Source organism: Actinomadura decatromicini, from assembly GCF_008121305.1.
GTDB lineage: Bacteria > Actinomycetota > Actinomycetes > Streptosporangiales > Streptosporangiaceae > Spirillospora > Spirillospora syzygii.
The window spans coordinates 1,567,168-1,585,500 of record NZ_VSRQ01000001.1; the positions used below are offsets into that span (position 1 = coordinate 1,567,168).

The 18,333-nt window shown below is 71.1% G+C and carries 15 protein-coding genes; 10 read left to right on the top strand and 5 right to left on the bottom strand.

The genetic code is table 11. The features are described from left to right. Positions 1 to 5: 5 nt before the first annotated feature. On the bottom strand, positions 6 to 1,490 hold the full coding sequence (locus FXF68_RS06495; RefSeq protein ID WP_148757936.1) for a GMC family oxidoreductase: 1,485 nt from the start codon (positions 1,488 to 1,490) through the stop codon (positions 6 to 8). 216 nt (positions 1,491 to 1,706) lie between these two features. Between FXF68_RS06495 and FXF68_RS06500 the strand changes: the two genes are divergently transcribed. From FXF68_RS06500 to FXF68_RS06510, 3 genes are read left to right on the top strand one after another with little or no spacing between them, the layout of a single operon-like run. Then, positions 1,707 to 2,822 (top strand): ABC transporter permease, encoded by a 1,116-nt coding sequence (locus FXF68_RS06500; protein ID WP_222869815.1) that lies wholly within the window; start codon positions 1,707 to 1,709, stop codon positions 2,820 to 2,822. A gap of 21 nt (positions 2,823 to 2,843) precedes the next feature. Then, positions 2,844 to 3,917, top strand: a complete 1,074-nt coding sequence (locus tag FXF68_RS06505) for a sugar ABC transporter substrate-binding protein (RefSeq protein ID WP_222869816.1) — start codon at positions 2,844 to 2,846, stop codon at positions 3,915 to 3,917. Further along, complete coding sequence (locus FXF68_RS06510) at positions 3,917 to 5,425, top strand: sugar ABC transporter ATP-binding protein (protein ID WP_148757937.1); 1,509 nt, start codon at positions 3,917 to 3,919, stop codon at positions 5,423 to 5,425. The genes FXF68_RS06505 and FXF68_RS06510 overlap by 1 nt, the downstream gene beginning before the upstream one ends. Before the next feature lie 145 nt (positions 5,426 to 5,570). On the opposite strand, the gene FXF68_RS06515 is transcribed toward FXF68_RS06510, so the two are convergent. From FXF68_RS06515 to FXF68_RS06525, 3 genes are all read right to left on the bottom strand, one after another. Then, positions 5,571 to 7,733 (bottom strand): hypothetical protein, encoded by a 2,163-nt coding sequence (locus FXF68_RS06515; protein WP_148757938.1) that lies wholly within the window; start codon positions 7,731 to 7,733, stop codon positions 5,571 to 5,573. Beyond that, the gene (locus FXF68_RS06520) at positions 7,730 to 8,500 is read right to left on the bottom strand and encodes a hypothetical protein (RefSeq protein WP_148757939.1); all 771 of its coding nucleotides are present in this window, start codon (positions 8,498 to 8,500) and stop codon (positions 7,730 to 7,732) included. Before FXF68_RS06520 ends, FXF68_RS06515 begins: the two co-directional genes overlap by 4 nt. A 66-nt stretch (positions 8,501 to 8,566) precedes the next feature. Beyond that, positions 8,567 to 9,223, bottom strand: coding sequence for a Crp/Fnr family transcriptional regulator (locus FXF68_RS06525; protein ID WP_148757940.1), 657 nt, complete (start codon positions 9,221 to 9,223; stop codon positions 8,567 to 8,569). A gap of 65 nt (positions 9,224 to 9,288) precedes the next feature. Here FXF68_RS06525 and FXF68_RS06530 point away from each other — a divergent pair, with 65 nt between their 5' ends. From FXF68_RS06530 to FXF68_RS06545, 4 genes are all read left to right on the top strand, one after another. Beyond that, positions 9,289 to 10,152, top strand: a complete 864-nt coding sequence (locus tag FXF68_RS06530; protein WP_148757941.1) for a TIGR03619 family F420-dependent LLM class oxidoreductase — start codon at positions 9,289 to 9,291, stop codon at positions 10,150 to 10,152. 20 nt (positions 10,153 to 10,172) lie between these two features. Further along, positions 10,173 to 10,616: a nuclear transport factor 2 family protein gene (locus FXF68_RS06535; protein ID WP_148757942.1), complete on the top strand. Its 444-nt coding sequence runs from the start codon at positions 10,173 to 10,175 to the stop codon at positions 10,614 to 10,616. 170 nt (positions 10,617 to 10,786) lie between these two features. Continuing rightward, positions 10,787 to 11,497 (top strand): HAD family hydrolase, encoded by a 711-nt coding sequence (locus FXF68_RS06540; protein WP_148757943.1) that lies wholly within the window; start codon positions 10,787 to 10,789, stop codon positions 11,495 to 11,497. Between the two features lie 27 nt (positions 11,498 to 11,524). Then, positions 11,525 to 12,307: a maleylpyruvate isomerase family mycothiol-dependent enzyme gene (locus FXF68_RS06545; RefSeq protein WP_148757944.1), complete on the top strand. Its 783-nt coding sequence runs from the start codon at positions 11,525 to 11,527 to the stop codon at positions 12,305 to 12,307. Positions 12,308 to 12,440: 133 nt separating this feature from the next. On the opposite strand, the gene FXF68_RS06550 is transcribed toward FXF68_RS06545, so the two are convergent. Next, positions 12,441 to 13,808, bottom strand: coding sequence for a carbohydrate-binding protein (locus tag FXF68_RS06550; RefSeq protein WP_148757945.1), 1,368 nt, complete (start codon positions 13,806 to 13,808; stop codon positions 12,441 to 12,443). 332 nt (positions 13,809 to 14,140) lie between these two features. Here FXF68_RS06550 and FXF68_RS06555 point away from each other — a divergent pair, with 332 nt between their 5' ends. The 3 genes from FXF68_RS06555 to FXF68_RS06565 all read left to right on the top strand — a co-directional run bounded on the left by FXF68_RS06555 (position 14,141) and on the right by FXF68_RS06565 (position 18,280). Then, the gene (locus tag FXF68_RS06555) at positions 14,141 to 15,139 is read left to right on the top strand and encodes a helix-turn-helix transcriptional regulator (RefSeq protein WP_187437761.1); all 999 of its coding nucleotides are present in this window, start codon (positions 14,141 to 14,143) and stop codon (positions 15,137 to 15,139) included. 216 nt (positions 15,140 to 15,355) lie between these two features. Next, positions 15,356 to 17,020, top strand: coding sequence for a hypothetical protein (locus FXF68_RS06560; protein ID WP_148757947.1), 1,665 nt, complete (start codon positions 15,356 to 15,358; stop codon positions 17,018 to 17,020). A gap of 387 nt (positions 17,021 to 17,407) precedes the next feature. Continuing rightward, positions 17,408 to 18,280: an isocitrate lyase/PEP mutase family protein gene (locus tag FXF68_RS06565; protein WP_222869817.1), complete on the top strand. Its 873-nt coding sequence runs from the start codon at positions 17,408 to 17,410 to the stop codon at positions 18,278 to 18,280. Positions 18,281 to 18,333 lie beyond the last annotated feature (53 nt).

The window sequence follows — 18,333 nt, forward strand, 5'->3', positions numbered from 1 at the left end:
AAACCCTACCCGGCCAGCAGGTCCGCGGCCTTCTCCCCGATCATGATCGACGGCGCGTTGGTGTTGCCGGTCGGGACGTCCGGCATGATCGAGGCGTCCGCGATCCGCAGCCCGTCGACGCCGCGCACGCGCAGCTGCGGGTCGACGACCGCGTCGTCGTCCACGCCCATCTTGCAGGTGCCCGCCTGGTGGTGGTACGTGACAACGGACTGGCGGACGTAGGAGCGCAGCCCGTCCGCGCTCTTCGCCAGCGGCCCCGGGTACAGCTCGCGCGCGCCCCACGTGCGGCGCAGCTCCGGCGCGCCCACGATCTCCTGGCACAGCCGGACCGCGACGCCGAGCGCCTCCACGTCGGCCTGCGCCGACAGCACGCGCGGGTCGATCACCGGCGCGTCCCACGCGGAGTGGCTGGAGAGCCGCACCTCGCCGCGCGACTCCGGCCGCACCAGGCCCGCCATCAGCGAGACGCCGTGCGGCGGGCCGTCCATCCACGGCTCGTAGAGCGGGACGCCGAAGTGCAGCGGCTGGAGGTCGGGCGGCTGCGTGCCCTGGCGGCTGCGCCAGAACAGGTGGCTCTGCGTGGCGGGCAGCCCGCGCGTCAGCGTCGGCGGACGGTCGGTCGAGGCGATCACCGGCACCAGCCAGTGGTCCTGGAGGTTGCGGCCGACGCCGGGCAGGTGGACGACGGCGCCGCCGAGCGTGTCCGCGTCGCCGATCCCGGACCGCAGCAGCAGCACGGGCGAGCCGATCGCGCCCGCGCACACCACCGTCTCGTCGGCATGGCAGCGTTCGACGGCCCCCTCGCGGATCCACTCGACGCCGACGCAGCGGCGCCCGTCGAAGAGGAGCCGCCGGACGACCGCCTCCGGGACGAGCGTGACGCCGCGCCCGACGACCGGGGCGAGGTAGGCGGCGGCGGTCGTGAGCCGCTTCCCCTCCCGGATCGTGAACTGCATGAACGACACGCCCTCCTGGCGGGCGCCGTTGTAGTCCGGGTTGAACGGGAGCCCGGTCTGCCGCGCCGCCTCCACGATGGAGCGCTGCACCGGGTCGGGCTCGTAGCCGGTGAGGACGTCCAGCATCCCGGGCCCGCCGCCGTCGAGCCCGTCGGCGCGCGCGAAGAGCGGCTGCACGTCCTGCCAGGACCAGCCCTCGTTGCCGAGCGCCGCCCACCGGTCGTAGTCGGCCGGGTTGCCGCGCACCCAGATCATCGCGTTCAGCGCGTGCGACCCGCCGACGACGCGCCCGCGCGGCAGGTGCAGCAGGCGCCCCTGCGCCTCCTGCTGCGGGACGGTCCGATATCCCCAATCGAGCGGCGAGTCCCACAGCTCGTGCATGCGGGCGGGATCGTCCACGGCGGGCTCGGCGCGGTGCGGTCCCGCCTCGACGACGAGGACGCGGCGCCCGGCGTCGGCGAGCCGCCGCGCGACCACCGAGCCGGCCGAGCCGGCCCCGACGACGATCACGTCGGCCGTCCAGTCGTCGCGCATCGCTGACCTCCCGTGGAGACGAGTGCGCTCAGCGTAGGTTCGAGCGCTCCACCGGACCCGTGATCACCGCAGGTCGTGCCACCACAGACAAGGACTGTTCCGGCACAGCCAAGAACCCGGACGGCGGCGGGGTCCAACCTGCCGTCAACGTCAGTCGGGGGACGACGAGCTGAATCCGCCCGTGAGCACGGACGGACGACGAAAGGAGTTCCGCCCGTGACCACGGAACGGCAGTCCGGCGCCGAGGCGAAGGACGGTGACGCGGGGCAGTCCGGCACGGCCGAGAAGGCCGGGTCGGCCGAGAAGGCGCAGCCCCAGGGCCTGGGGCAGGCCGCGTCGCTCGCCCAGTCGCGGCTTCCGGTCCTCGCCGTCCGGGCCGGCCGCGGCGAGGCGACGAGCGTCCTCGTCGCGACCCTGGTCCTGGTCGCGTTCATCAGTGTCCTGCACCCGGACTTCCTCCGCGTCGGGCAGCTCCTCGACACCCTCCAGTCGGCGGTGTACGTCGGGCTCCTCGCCTGCGGCATGGCCTACCTGCTGTCGATGCGCGAGATCGACCTGTCGGTGGGCTCCACGTTCGGGCTGACGGTGATCGCGACCGGCGTGATGATGAACCACGACATCCCCGCCTGGCCCGCGGCGCTGCTCGGGATCCTCCTCGGCATGGCGCTGGGGCTGGTCAACGCGCTGATCGTCCAGTACGTGGGGATCCCGGCGATCGTCGCGACGCTGGCCACGCTGTCGGTCTTCCGCGGGCTCACGCTCGCGCTGAGCGACGGCCGCCAGGTCACCGGCCTGCCGCTGGAGAGCTCCTTCTTCACCGTGCTCGGCGGGAAGACGCTCGGCGTGCCGACGAGCGTGTGGGTGCTCATCCTCGTCGCGATCGTCCTCACCCTGGTGCTGCGGTTCACGCCGTTCGGCTACCGGGTGCGGTCGATCGGGTCGAACCCGGACGCGGCGACGTTCTCCGGGATCTCGATCCCGCGCGTCCGGATGCAGGCGCTGGTGCTGATCGGGGGCCTCGCCGGACTGTCCGGCGTGCTCGGGCTGGCGTTCTTCACCTCCGGGGACCCGAACATCGGCACCGGGTTCGAGCTCCAGGCGATCGCCGCGGCGATCATCGGCGGGACGCCACTGCGCGGCGGCAGCGCCACCGTCGTCGGCGCCTGCCTCGGCGCCGTGCTGCTCAGCGTCGTCACCAGTGGGTTGCAGTACTTCAACATCCCGGCCAACTGGAGCGCGTTCGCCACCGGCGGCGTCATCCTCGCGGCCGTCGCGCTGGACAGCCTGGTGCGCCGCCGCAGGCGGCGTGAGAGCGCCCGGCTCGGACTCTGAACACCCCCCGAGGAGAGCAACGTGAGGATCAGATCCCTGGCCTTGGCCACCGTCACCGTCCTGATCGGCACCACCGCGCTGGCGGGCTGCGGGTCGAGCGACTCGGGCGGGTCCGGTAAGAAGAACACCGGCACGCTCAAGATGGCCTTCATATACGCGTCGACGACGCAGAACCCGTTCCAGGAGATGGCGTTCGGCGCCAAGGCGGCGTCGGCGGCGGACGGCAAGGTGACGCTGAACGCGGCCGCGCCGACCGGCGTCAACGGCCCCGCGCAGGTGCAGCTCTTCCGCTCCGCGATCCGGAACTCGAAGGACGGCATCGGGCTGCAGAGCCTCGCCCCCGACCTGTTCGTGCGGCCGCTCGTCCAGGCGGACGACGACGACGTCCCGACCGTCGCGGTGGACGCCGCGCCGCCGCCCGGCACCAAGACCAAGCTGTTCATCGGCAACAGCAACACCGAGGTCGGGCGGGCGCTCGGCCAGGAGTTCATCAAGCACGTCCCGGCGGGCACCAAGGGCGAGGTCGTCATCGGCAACGACATCCCGGGCCTGCGGCTGCTCGAACAGCGCATCGAGGGCCTCACCGAGGTCATCAAGAAGGAGCGGCCCACGCTCACGATCAAGGGCCCGCTCGACTCGAAGTCCGAGCCCACCGACAACTACAACGCCTGGAACTCGATCGTGAAGGCGAACCCGAAGGCCATCGCGTTCCTCGGCGTCGGCGGGCAGGACGGCGTCTCGCTGCCGCTGATCCAGAAGCAGACCGGCCGCAAGTTCCTCGCCGGGTCCTGCGACATCGACCCGGCCGCGCTGAAGGCCGTCAAGGACGGGTCGCTGTTCGCGCTGTCCTCGCCGGAGCACTGGCTGAAGGGCTACGTCGCGCTCCAGCTCATGATCGACGCCAAGCGCAAGGGCACGAAGCTGCCCGAGGGCTGGTGGAACCCCGGCACCCTCGTCATCACCAGCGCCAACATCGACGAGGTCATGAAGCGGCAGGTCAACGAGCAGAGCCGGACCGCGTTCTTCAAGCCGATCGTGGACGAGCAGCTCGCGAACCCGACCAAGTACCTCAAGCCGCTGGACCAGGCGAACTGATGGCCGTCCTGCGCGCACGGGACATCGCCAAGTCCTACGGCGGCGTCACGGCCCTCGCCGACGGGACGATCAGCGTCGAGGCCGGCTCGGTGCACGCCCTGCTCGGCGAGAACGGCGCCGGGAAGTCGACCATGGTGAAGGTGCTGTCCGGGGCGATCCGCCCCGACGGCGGCACCCTCACCCTGGACGGCGAACCCGTCGCCTTCCGCGACACGGCGGACGCCGTCCGGCACGGGGTGGCGGTCGTGTCGCAGGAGCTGAACCTGTTCCCGGACCTCGACGTCCTCGCCAACCTGTACCCGCTGCGGGAGCCGCGGCGCGGCCCGTTCCTGAACCGCCGCGCCATGGCCGACGCGGCGCGGCCGATCCTCAAGCAGCTCGGCCTGAACGTCGAGCTCCGCACGCTCGTCCGCGAGCTGTCGCTCGGGCAGCGGCAGCTCGTCGAGATCGCGCGGGCGCTGCTGTCGGAGCCGCGCGTCCTCGTCCTGGACGAGCCGACGTCCGCGCTCGACCGGGACGGCTCCGACCGGCTGCTCGGCATCCTCCAGGTGCTGCGCGAACGGCAGGTCGGGGTCGTGTTCGTCTCGCACATCCTTGAGGAGGTCATGCAGCTCTGCGACACGATCACGGTGCTGCGCGACGGCCGCACCGTGCTCAGCGGCGCCGACCGCGCGGACCTCGCCATCGACGACATCGTGTCGGCGATGCTCGGACCGCGCCCGGAGCCGTCGGCGACGCCCGTCCCGCAGATCAAGCAGGCGGAGGGTGAGCTGCGGCTGGACCACGTGGCCGTCGACGGCGTCCTCGACGACGTCGACCTGGCGGTGCGCGCCGGGGAGGTCGTCGGGGTCGCGGGCCTCGCGGGGGCCGGGCACCTCGCCGTCCTCGAACTGGTCGCCGGGCTGCGGCGGGCGTCTCGGGGGGACGTCCGACTGCCCGGCGGCCGCCCGGCCCCGCGCGGGCTGCGGCAGGCGATCAAGGGCGGCGTCGCGGTCGTGTCCGGCGACCGGCGCGGCCGTGGCCTGATGCTGGACCAGCCGATCTGGCAGAACATCGGCCAGGTCCGCTCGATCGGGCTGAGCCGGGACGGCGTGGTCGTCCGCCGGGGCGCGCTGCGCTCGCGGGCGCGCGGCCACGTCGAGCGGCTGCGGATCCGCTGCCGCGACGTCGACCAGCGGGTGGGCCTGCTGTCCGGCGGCAACCAGCAGAAGGTCGTGCTGGCGAAGTGGCTGGACGCGTCCCCGGCCGTCCTCCTGCTGGACGACCCGACCCGCGGCGTGGACGTCGGCGCGAAGGCCGAGATCCACGACCTGATCAGGGGCGCCGCCGCGGACGGGGCCGTCGTCCTGCTCGCGTCGACGGACCTGGACGAGCTGACCGAGGTGTGCCACCGCGTGCTCGTCTTCCACCGGGGCAGGATCGCGGCGCGGCTGTCCGGCGACGAGCTCGACCAGCACACGATCGTCCGGGTGTCCAACACGGGCGAGCGCCAGGAGTCGCCCCGCTAGTCGCGGGCCTGCCCGCGCCGTACGGCGCGGGCAGGCCGTCGGGCACCCCGAACGCTCCCAGACCGCTCGGCGCATCTCCCGCCCCGTCCAACGAACGCGCGGCCGAAAGAATCCCCACTCTCGGTGGCGATGTTTGGCGCGAGCGTCACCGCCCGGGCGTGACCGCCCTCCGGAACCACACCCAGCCCGCCAGGAGCAGCCGCTGCCACTCGGGTTGGAGGACCTGAACCAGCAGGTCATCGCGGACGTCCCGGCTTTCCCGGCGCGTGCCCGCCCAGGCTCGGATGAAGTCCGTCATGAAGGTCCGGAGATTCGGGTCGTGGCCCGCCGCCGCCGCGAACATCCAGACGATCCGCGGCCGCAGGTCGGGCCGTACCACCGCCGTTTGGAGCCACAGCCCGGACGCCGGCGGGAAGCCGTCGTAGCCGGGCGACGTCCCGTTCTCGGCGAGCATCGCCTCCCGCCACGGGGCCGGGCACGCGCGCGGGTCGAGCGCGCCGGGGCCGGTCAGCATCAGCGCGCATCCGGCCGCGTCCCGGTCCGCCGCGAGACGGATGAACAGGGACGTCCCGAGGGCCCTGCGGGGTGCGGCCTCCTCGTGCGGGCGGTTGTCGACGTTGCCCGCCCACGCCAGCGCCGCGCCGATCACCTCCTGCCGGTGGTGGACGGCCAGTTCCAGCGCCGCGTCCAGCGCCACCGCGCGGATCCGCCCGCCGCCCCGGCGGGCGAGATGGTCGATCACCTCAAGGGGCCCGCGCGCCGACCCGGGCGGCAGCAGGTCGAGCATCAGCCGCAGCCCCGCCCGGGCGCGGCGCGAGCCGTCCTGGCCCGTGGTGAGCTGGACGGACGACAGGCACCAGTCCCGCGCGGCGGCGAAGACCGCGCGGGGATGGGTGCTCGCCAGCGCCCGCGCCACCTCCAGCACCTCGTCCTGCACCTGCTCGTTGCCGTGGGTGGCGAGGTGCTTGAGCCGGGTCAGCGCGATCGTCACGTGGGTCAGCCCGAGCACCTGGCAGACGCGCGCCACGGTCAGCTTCAACGTCTGCGGCGCCTGCCGGTACCTGGACCACTCGTACAGCGCCCTGCGCACCCGGCCTCCGACGAAAGGGTGCAGGCAGGTCCGGGCGAGCGCGATGTAGGCGAGGTCCGCCGCCCGGTGGCGGTCCCCCGCCCACCCCTCCGCCATCTGGACGATCTTCTCCACCGAGCCGTGCTCGGCCGCGAGGTCGGCGAAGACCTCGACGAGCTTCGCCCGCAGCTCCTCGCTGAGCGTCACCACCTCGTCGGTCGGCAGCGCGGACAGCCAGGACAGCAGGTCGAGGCGCGCCAGCGGGTAGTCGTCCCAGACGTGCCGCAGGACGGACTCGGCGAAGCCGTGCCGGCGGAACCCGATCCGCTCGTCGAGGCGGTCCGCGCCGAGCAGCTCGGCCAGCCCGGTGGACGGGCACCACGCCAGCCCGCCGCCCTCCACCCGGATCTTGAGCTGCCGGGCGAGCGACAGCGCGGCCCCGTAGACGCTGGTCTCGTCCGCCGGCGCTATCGTCGCGGCGGCGACCAGCAGCGTCTGGTCCTGGAAGCCGGGGTGGTCGGCGAACCAGCCGGTCAGCTGCTCCTTCCAGCGCAGGTAGGCCCGCTCGACCTCGCGCTCGTCGGCGGTGGCGACGACGAGGTCGGCGAGCCGCCGCGCGTCCCCGGGCGTCGCCAGCTTGAGCAGCTCGGCGGCGCGCGGCCAGTGCGGCCAGTGCGTGCGGCCGAGGCCGCAGCGCTCCAGCCTGCGCCGGTAGACGGCCATCGCGGACGGCGGCTCCACCGCCACCGCCGGGAGGAACTCGGCGTACCGGCCCTGCTCGGCCTCCCCGCCCACGACCAGCAGGAACCCGCCGGACGCGCGGACCGCCTCCAGGCACGACCGCAGCCGCGACTCCCCCTCGTCCGCCGCCCGCACCAGGTAGCCGCGCTCCGCTCCGGAGATCTCCTGGACGTCGTCCTCACCGGCGGAGAACAGGTGGATCGGCAGGCCGGGACGCAGCTCGCGCAGCGCCGCGATCCCCGTCGTCGCCACGCCCGCGCCCTCCGGCCCGGCGAGCGAGACCGCGTGGTGGCGGCGCAGGAGGTCCACGATCACGTCGTGGTTGCGCGCCCGCACGTAGCCCGCGACGCGGTCGGCGATCTCGCCCTCCGACAGGACCATCGACGGGCGTCCGCGCACGAAGCGGAGCTGGTTGACGACCAGGTCGCGGGACACCGTGTTCCCGACGACGTTCTGGCTGTCGTCGCCGACGATGGTGAGGTCCTCCATCGTCGTCATCGCCGCTCCTGGAGGAAGTCGCCGCCGACGGTGTTGCCGATCGCGTTCTGGGCGCCGTCGCCGCTGATCGTAACGCCGTTAATCGTGACGCCGCCGCCGGCCGGCCCGGCGGGCCGGGGCCGTCGGGCTTCGGGCTCGTCCGGTTCGTCCGGCGGTCCGTCCGGCGGTTCGTCGAGGGCGGACGGCGTCGGCACGTACAGGTAGGCCGGACGGTCGAACCGCTTCACCCTGACCTGGACGCGGGTGAACTGGCTCTCCCGCAGCTTCGTCCGCCCGCCCGCGACGTAGGCGGCGAACAGGTCCGCCGAGACGATGAAGGCGGTGAAGGTGACCTCCGGGTCGCTGCGGCTCAGGGCGTCGCGCAGCGGGGCGGCGTCGAGGAGCCGGTTGACGTCGATGGTCGCCGCCGAGATGCCGGGGGCCTCGGGACGCTCGTCGTCCACGAGCCCCATGTGCAGGGCCGCCCGCAGGCGCAGGTGGAGCCCGCGGGCCCGGAGGCGCGGCGCGGCGGCCGCCAGCGCGTCCTGTAACCGGCGCGGGAACGGGTCGATCAGCGCGGGCGCGGCCTCCAGCGGCAGGATCGCGAGGATGCCGTCGCCGGTGCTCTCCATGAACCGGACGTTCTCCCACGTCTCGCCCAGCCTGCTCTTCCGGCAGGCCGTCTTGAGGGCCCGGCGGATCTCCTCGTGGACCGTCCGGAGGTCGACGTCGCGGTGCGCGCTGAACCTCTCGGCGTCGACGACGAGCAATGCACGGAACGCTTCCACGGATTCTCCTCGGGAGGTCGGTTCTCACCAACCTTGCGGACGATCCGGTGGGGGCACTGTCGGTTTTCAGACAGAGCCGCGTCCCGATGCGGCCAGCGCGCGCAGCCGGGGCAGGTCGGTGATCACCGTGCGGCCGCGCTGGGTGGTGACGACGCCGAGCGCCCGCAGCCGGGCCAGCTCCCCGGCGACGACGCCGCGCGACAGCCCGACCGCCTGGCCGATCTGCGTCTGGCCGAGCCCGACGTCCACCATGTCGCCCTCGCTCGGGACCGCGAGCCGGAGCAGCGCCCGGACGACGCGGGGCCCGGCGGGCAGCGCGGCCGTCTCGGCGCGCCACTCCTCCCCTTCGCGGAGGCGCCGCATCGCCCGGCGCAGCAGTTCCTCCTCGGCGCCGGACTCGCGCAGGAGGGCGCGGAACCGGTCCGCGGACAGGGACCGCACGGCGCACGGGTCGATCGCCACGACCGTCGCCGAGCGGCCGTCCCCGCCGAGGACGCCGACCTCGCCGAGCAGTTCGCCCGGACCTCGGACGGCGAGGAGCAGAACCTCGCCGTCCGGCAGCGTGAGCAGCGCCTTCACCCGGCCCGACATCAGCAGCAGGACGTGCGAGGCCGGGTCGCCCTGCCGGAGCAGGACCTCGCCCGCGCGGCAGCGCCGCGGCGTGCCCTCCGCGACGAGCAGTTCCCAGGTGCGGGCCGAGACGCCCGCGGGTTCGGGACTCATGGGGCAATGATGCTCCCCCGGAGCCTGGTCTGGCAGGCAAGTGAAACACGTTCTAGTATGCGGGGATGAGGTTCACCTATGCCGAGGCGATGACCGATCCGTCGTTTTATCTGCCGCTCGCCAAGGCGGCGGAGGACGCCGGGTACACGAGCATGTCGGTGGCGGACTCGCTCGTCTATCCGAAGGAGTCCGACTCGGTTTATCCCTACACCGCGGACGGGAACCGCGAGTTCCTTGAGGACAAGGCGTTCATCGAGACGTTCACGCTGATCGCGGCGATGGGGGCGGTGACCTCGACGATCAGGTTCACGCCGTTCGTGCTCAAGCTGCCCGTCCGGCCTCCGGTGCTGGTGGCGAAGCAGGCGACCTCGGTCGCGTGCCTGACGGGCGGGCGGCTCGGGCTCGGCGTCGGGCTCAGCCCGTGGCGGGAGGACTTCGCGGCGATGGGCGTCCCGTGGGAGCGGCGCGGGCGGCGGATGGACGAGGCCATCGACATCGTGCGGGGGCTGAGCGGCGGCGGCTACTTCGAGTACCACGGCGAGTTCTTCGACGTCCCGGCGATCAAGATGACGCCCGCCCGGCCGTTCCCGATCCTCGTCGGCGGGCACAGCGAGGCGGCGCTGCGGCGGGCCGTGGTGCGCGGGGACGGCTGGATGCACGCGGGCGGCGGCGACGACCTCGACGGGCTCCTCGCCGACCTGAACCGGATACGCGCCGAGGAGGGAAAGGCGGACGCCCCGTTCGAGGTCCACGTGATCTCGCCGGACGCCTACACCCCGGACGGCGTCAAGCGGCTCGCCGACAAGGGCGTCACGGACGTGATCGTCGGCTTCCGCTCGCCCTACCGGAAAGGCCCCGACACCGAGCCGCTCGCCAAGAAGATCGAAAAGCTCGGGCGGTTCGCCGAGACCGTCATCGCCCGCACCTGAAACGAGAACACGTTATAGCCATGGACTCCGTCAATTGGCTCGCCCCGGACGCCGCCCATCCGGCCCGCCGCGCCGCCCGCGCCTCCATGTCCGCCGTCGCCGCGGGCCGCCGGGACGACTGGCTCGCCCTTTTCGCCCCGGACGCCCTGGTCGAGGACCCGGTCGGCCCGTCCTTCCTGGACCCGGCGGGCGGCGGCCACCGGGGCCGCGCCGCGCTCGAAGCCTTCTGGGACCAATTCATCGCCGCCGTCGACGAATTCAGGTTCACCGTCGCCGACTCGTTCGCCAACGGCCCGTGCTGCGCCAACGTCGCCACCATCACGACCATCACGAACGGCGCCGCTATGACGATCGACTGCGTTCTCGTTTACACCTTGGACGACACCGGCTTGATCACGTCCCTGCGCGCGCACTGGGAGCCCGAGCGCGCCATGGCGACCCTCGGGACGGCCGCGCCGCGCTGACGGTGGCAACTTCTCGCCCGATTCGCGGGCCCGATTCGGCGTGGGCGTACCCAGCACGCAAGTGCGTAGACCATAATTTCCGGGAAAAGAACATCCGCGTCCCGACAGGTCTTTGCAGTTGCATGACGCGTTCGCTGACGGGCGGCGGCCAACCCGTGAGAGAAACGGCGATGACCCCGACAATCAAGGCCGTCCTGTTCGATCTGGACGGCACACTCGTCGATCACGACACCGCAGCCGCGATCGCGCTCACCCGGGCACTCGGGTCCCTTTCCCCTTCGCTCGACCAGGCGCGCGCGCGGCGCCGGTGGAAGGAACTCGAAGAAGAGGCGGTCCAGCATTACCTGGCCGGGCGCCTGACGTTCACCGAGCAGCGGCGGCTGCGGATCACCTCGCTCGCGTCCGAACTCGGGCTCGGCACCTGGGACGCCTCGCGCGCCGACGCCTGGTTCGACGGCTATCTGCGCCATTACGAATCGGCGTGGCGCGTGTATCCGGACGTCCGCCCGATGCTGGACGCGCTCGCCGAACGGCACCCGCGGCTGCGGCTCGGCGTCCTCACGAATGGCGACGCCGATCAGCAGCGGGAGAAACTCCGGCGGGTCGGGCTCGCCGAAAGGCTGCCCGAGATGATCACTTCGAGCGAGACCGGCGACACCAAGCCGAGCCCGAAGATCTTCCATGACGGGTGCGCCCGGCTCGGGCTCGCCCCGCCCCAGGTCGTCTACGTCGGGGACCGCCTGCACACCGACGCCATCGCCGCCGCGAAGGCGGGGCTGCGCGGCGTCTGGCTCAATCGCAAGGACGACCCGACGCCGACCGGGCCGCCCGTCATCCGGTCCCTCGACGAACTCCCCGCCCTTCTCGCCGCGATCGCGTGACGGCGGAGGCGCCGCTATGGTGCCTCCATGACCGGGGTGGGTTTCGAGCGTTATCGCGACGAGCTCGTCGCGCAGACGGACGCGGTTCGGGAAATGGTGAGGGGCGCCGACCCGCGCGCCGACGTGCCGTCCTGTCCGGGCTGGAATCTCGGGCAGTTGCTCGGGCACATCGGCGGTGATCATCATTGGGCGGCGGAGGTCGTCCGGACCCGCGCCACCGGGCCCGTCCCGGACGAAATCGTGAACGACCTCGCGCGATACCGCGAAACAGATCTTGAGACGCTGGACGGCTGGCTCGCCGAAGGCGCGGCCGAATTGGCGGACGCGCTCCGCGACGCCGAGCCCGAAACGCCCGTGTGGTCCCCCTCGGAAGATCATTCCGCCGGGTTCTGGGCGCGGCGGATGCTCTATGAGACCGTCGTCCACCGGGCCGACGTCGCGCTGACGATCGGCACGGAGTTCACGCTCGCCGCCGATCTCGCCGTCGACGCGCTCGACGAATGGATGGGCTACTCGGTGTACGAGGAGGCCACCTCCGAACCCGGCCTCATCGGCCCCGGCCGGACGCTGCATTTCCACGCGACCGACTCGGACGAGCCGGCCGAATGGGTCGTCGACCTGAGCACGGAACCGGCGACCTGGCGGCGCGCCCACGAGAAGTCCGCGGTCGCCGTGCGCGGCGCCCTGACGGACCTGCTCCTTTTCGTCTACCGGCGTCCCGGTCTCCGCGACCGCGTGGACGTCGTCGGCGACGAGGAACTCCTCGACCTGTGGCGGGAACGGGCCGGATTCTGGCTCGAAGCCGAATAGGAACGCCGGGAAATGGGAGCGGCCTTCCCCCAGTGTGGCCACTGGGGGAAGGCCCTGGGAGAAACGGCGCCGCGGTCAGGGAGCGCCGTTCACGGGTGCCGGACGGTGGCCCCCGTTATCGGGTCTTCTGCTGTCAGACCTTCTGCCACAGCGCCGGAACGGCCGCCGGGGTCCAGCCGGGCTGGGCCTGGTGGCCCTGCAGGCACCGGTAGCTGGAGCCGTTGTAGGTGACGGTGTCGCCCGCCTTGTAGACGGTGCCCGCGGCCCAGGTGCCGGACGGGTCCGGGTCGCCCGGGTCACCGGGGTCGCCGCCGCTGCCGCCGGTGTAGAGGGTGAGGCCGTACGCCGACAGCGCCGGGTTGATCGGCTGGAAGTAGGTCGTGCCGCCGCTGCTGCAGTTGCCGGAGCCGCCGGAGGTCACGCCCTGCGCCTGGGTGCCGGAGATGAACGAGCCGCCCGAGTCGCCGGGCTCGGCGCACACGTTCGTCTGGGTCACCCCGTAGACGGTGCCCTCCTGGTAGGTGACGCTGGTGTTGAGCGCCTGGATGCTCCCGCAGTGCCAGCCGGTCGTGGAACCGGAGCGGCACACCTGCGTGCCCGGCTGGGAGACCGTCGAGCCGGTGACGTCCCGGTCCGCGACGGATCCGTAGCCGTTCACCTTCGCGGTCGGGGTCCAGTTGCTGTTCGTCGCGACCCACGAGTAGTCGTTGCCGGGGAACGTGGACCCCTGGAAGCTGCCCTGCTGGACCTGGTTGTAGCCGCTGGTCGTGGTGCCCGGACGGCCGCAGTGCCCGGCGCTGGCGAAGCCCGACTGCGTCCCGCGCTTGACCGGGAAGCCGATCGAGCACCGGCCGGAGCCGTTCATGTAGTAGGCGTCGCCGCCGCGCAGGTCGTAGAACGTGCGCGGCTTGATGTTCGAGCGCTTGACCGTGACGGTGTCGGCGCTGAGCCCGGCGGACTTCGCGAAGGCGAGGGCCTTCGCGGGCGTGGCGCTCAGCAGGACGACCTTGTTGGTCTGCACGTCCACGTACCAGACCGGTGCGTGCGACTTCACGCCGCGCCGGCTGGCACGATCCAGCTTGGCCTTGGCGGCTTCCAGGTCGGCGAAGCTGTGGCCGACGACCGTCGCCTGGGCGCCCTGGGCGGTGATGGCCGCCACGGCGGAACGGTCCGTTGTGGCGACATGGAGCGTTGCACCGGTCTTGCCGGAGACCCAGCTTCCCGCGTAGCTGCCGGCGAGCTTGAGGCGCAGCTTGCCGGCGGTCACGCCGTTGTCGAACTGGTTGACCAGGGCGCTCTTCGCCTCGGCCGCGGTGAGGCCGAGGTCGCGCTGCATCGCCGCCAGCACGGTGGGCGACACGTCCGCGACCGTGGCCGCGGAGTACGGCGACTGGGCCGGCGCCGCCGGCTTCGCCTGCGCGGTCGCGATGCCCTGGGAGCCGGCCAGGCAGAGCGCACCGGCGGTCAGCACCGCGACGCGCATGCCGCGTCTGTGAGACATGATCTCTCTCCTCGGGGTGGGGGGTGCGGTAAAGGTAGATGCATTCGCATAGGCTGAGAAGACCTTTCCTGGACCGCGTTCTGGCGAGTTGTCGCCGCTGTCCAAAACTCGCCATCGCACCCACTTGCCGAGCCCCGCGGGACGGGCGCAAAATCGTTCGGCTCTGGTGAGTGCGCGGGCGGCGCCGGTCACGAAAGATGCGTCGGCCGGCGCCGTCCGCACCGGTAGATCTTGCGGATCACGGCGCTCGTCCTCGGCGTACTTGGCCGGTTTGAGACCAGATGAGCTGCGAAGACTTGGCGGCCTTACGCCGTTACTACATAATCCGGTCCATGCTCCCCGGCATCGCTACCAGCGAGAATCCATTCGCGGCTCTGGGCGTCACCGCTCTGCAACAGTCCATTTACACCACGTTGCTCTACCACCCCGGCAGCACATTGAGTGAGCTGGCGGGACTGACGGAACAACCACGCTCCCGGCTCGCCGGAATCCTCATGGATCTGGAGGCCCTCGGCATGGTCGACGTCGACGTCTCCCCCGACCCCGCCTACTTCCCCTTCCCGCCGGACGCCGTCGTCGAGACGCTGATACGCAAGCGCGAAACGGAGTTCATCCGCGCGCGCATCGAGGCGAAACGGCTCAGCGGCGACCTGCTGGCCATCGAACAGCGCAGCAACCCGGAGAAACTCGTGGAGATCATCGACGGGTTGGAGGCGGTGTCGCAGCGCTGGGAACAGGTGCAGCGCGGCGCGGTCAAGCAGATCAAGGCGATCGACAAACCGCCCTACGCGGTCGATCCAGGAGTGCCGAACGAAATCGAGCGGGAACGGCTCGCGAACGGCATAGAGTATCGCGTCATCTACACTCCGGAAGCGCTCGCGATCCCGGAGCGGCTGGAAATGGCGCGGCACGACTGCGGCATCGGCGAACGCGCCCGCATCCTGGAGAACCCGCCGACCAAGCTCGTCATCGTCGACGACGAACTGGCGCTGATGCCGCTCCGCGGCGACGAACCCGGAGTGACCGCGCTGATCCGCCCGTCGACGCTTCTCGACATTCTCATCAGCGTGTTCAACGCCTGCTGGGAACAGGCCACGCCGTTGCACGCCGACGACGACTCGGGCCCGCAGGACGTCTGGCCCCGCCTGTCGGACGTCGACCGGCACCTGCTCTCCCTGCTCGCCGCCGGGCTCAAGGACGAGGCCGTCGCCCGGCACACCGGAATGGGCGCGCGGACGGTCAGCCGCCACGTGGCCCGCCTGCTGCGCACGCTCAACGCGCGGACCCGGTTCCAGGCGGGAGTCCACGCCGCGCGGCGCGGGCTGGTCTGACCGGGCCCACCCCTACCTCCCCCTATCGCAATCGGAACGGCCATTGTCTTCGCAGTTCAATCGTCACTTTCACCGGAAATTGAAGATCATGTGTAAGATGATCACGTAATCGAAGGGACGGAACTCCCCGCAGCGGCGATTCTCCCCGAGAGGGTCTCCGCGTCCCGGTTCTGCGCCCACTCTCCGACCTCTGTCACCGCACAGGAGGGACTTCAGGTGAGGCGCTGGAGAACAGCCCTGATCAGCATGACCGCGCTCGCCGCGTTGCTCGTTCCCGTTCAGGCGGCCGACGCCGCCGACCAGGGCGGGAAGCCACGCGACGCCGCGGGGCCCTTCGTCCGGCTCGGCCACGGCAAGACCAAGGCGCCCGCGCGCGGGGCGGCGCTCGTGGACCATTCCGTGACGATTCACGGCATCGACAGGAACGGCACGCAGGTGGCGCCGGTCGCTACCATCATCGACACCACGACCGGCACCGAATATCCGCTCAACGTCTCCGGCGACACCCTTACGGGCAGCGTGCCGGACGGCGAATACAGTCTGACCGGGATCATCGTCACGGGCGACCCGTGGGCCCCCGACAACCTGACGCTCTACGGAAACCCGACGCTGACCGTCGGCGGCGACACCGACATCACCCTGGACGCGCGGACGGCCGCCGAGGTCAAGGCGGTCAGCCCGTCCACGACCGCGACCGAGGTCGACAGCTACGCCCAGATCGTGGACACCATCGCCGGGCAGGAGATCTCCACGACGCTCAGGGGCAGCGCCAGTGTCCCGCTCTACGCGTGGCCGTCCGCGAGCACCACTCGTCCGTACCACTTCGTGTACGTGGAGAGCCAGGTCGAGCCGCTGACCACACTCCCCTCGCCGCGCGCCTACAACCTGGCGTTCCCGACGAGCGGCCAGATCCCCTCGACGCTGACGTTCACGGCCACGCCGGCGAGTCTTGCCCTGGTGAACACGACGTACGGGTCGCAGGGAGTGGCGTCCACCAGCCCCGGCCCGCACACCTCGGTCATCGACTTCGACGGCGTCGGCGGCAGGGTCCTGGGGCTCACCCACCCCGCCAACGCACCCAGTACCCAGCGCGTCTACTACACGGCGGCCGGCGTGCACTGGAGGAGCAACTACATCTACACGCTCGGCCAGCAGGTGGCCGAGAACGATTTCGCCTCGCGCACGTACACCGCCGGGAGCACCTATTCCGAGAACTGGAACAAGGCGGCGTTCGGGCCGACCCTGAAGGTCGGGCACGGGCAGGGACTGTTCGTCACCGCGCCGCTGCTGGCCGACACCTCCATACCGGACCACGAGAACCTGGGCGGGCAGTCCTCGACCGGCACCACCGGCTCTCTCACCCTCTACCGCAATGGCGTGCAGGTCGGGACCAGCACCAATCCGCTGGGCAACAATTGGACCGTGCCCCCGCAGGCCGCCAATTACCGGCTCGACCTGGCGGCGCAGCGCACGGTCGGCTGGTCGAAGTACGCCACCAAGGTCAACGCCAGTTGGAAGTTCTCGTCCGCTGAGGGTTCCACCGATCCGTTCGTCGACCAGCACAATGTGCTCCAGCCGCGCATCGGCGGCAATTTCGACACCAGCGGGCGCGCGCCGTCCGGCACGACCTTCCCGCTGGACGTGAGAGTCCAGCGCCCGCCCGGCGGGACGGCCGTGGCCACGATCTCGTTGAAGGCGTCCTTCAACGACGGGGCCACCTGGACGACCCTCACGCTCACCCCCAACGGCACCGACCGCTGGACCGCCAACGTCAGCCACCCCGCCGTCAACAATGGCTATGTGGCACTGCGATTCCAGGCGTCCGACAGTTCCGGGAACTCCGTCGACCAGACCGTTACGAGGGCTTACGGCCTGAGCTGACCGTCCTCACCTGAGCGCCTCCCGACCGGGACGGCGGACCGGGATCCACCGGCCGCGCCGCTCCGGGTCGGGAGGCGTTCGCGCACCCGGCGCCAAAAGCTGAATTTCTTTTGCGTACGGCCTCCGAAGCGAACCGGTCGACCCGCCCGCCATTCCCAAAAGATCTATGTAAAGGGCATGAATACAAGTCGGGATATCGAAGTACAAACCCGCCCAACCGGATCTGTTTTTGCGTTCACCAGAATCTTCCTTTACTCCCTCCCGACTTCATGGATGCGTAACTGTCCGTGACGCGGTACAGCGACTGGCGCGTCCATTGCCCACTGGGGCGGCATTCCGCCCCAGTGGGACAAGTCGCTTCACCCAACGAGATGAGAGGAGTGATAGGTGAACTACGGAGACGAGCTACGACGAGAGATCATGTCCGACGGCACCACCCCGTTGATCGGGGTGTTCGACATGTTCTCCGCCTCCGTCGCCGCAAGGCACTTCAACGGCATGTTCGTGTCGGGATTCGGGTTCGCGGCGTCGTACTACGGCCTGCCCGACATCGGCTTCATCGCCTGGCCCGACATGGTGGCGTTCGTGCAGCGGCTGCGGCTCGCCTTTCCCGGACGGCACCTGCTCGTGGACATCGACGACGGCTACGTGGACCCGGAGGTCGCCTGCCACGTGGTCGAGCAACTGGAAATGATAGGCGCCTCCGGCGTGATCCTGGAGGACCAGCAGCGGCCGCGGCGCTGCGGACACGTCGACGGAAAGCGCATCCTGCCCCTGGACGACTACCTCACCAAGCTCGAAATGGTGCTCGAGACGCGCACCGACCTCGTCGTCGTCGCGCGTACCGACGCCACCGACGAGGAGGAGATCCTCCTGCGGGCGAAGGCGCTGGCGGACACGGACGCCGACGTCATCCTCGTCGACGGCGTCCGGAGCATCGAGCGGATCCGCCAGGTCCGCGAGGTGATCGGCGACAAGCCGCTGCTGTTCAACCAGATCGCGGGCGGCAAGTCGCCGCGCGTCTCCCTCCCGGAGCTGAGCGATCTCGGCGTGAAGGTCGCGATCTACAGCACCCCGTGCCTGTTCGCGGCGCAGAGCGCGATGGAGGACGCGGTCGTCGGCCTCAAGCGCGACGACGGCCGGCTGCCCGAGCACACCGAGGGCAGCGTCGGGGTGAAGGAGTCGCTCGACCTGCTCGAACGCAACATCAGCCGCAACCACCCCAAGAAGGGACGGGCACTAACCGACTCGCTCGCCTGACCTCCGTCCGGAAAAGCGATACGGCGGCCCCGCCACAAGGAGCAGAGAAAGGC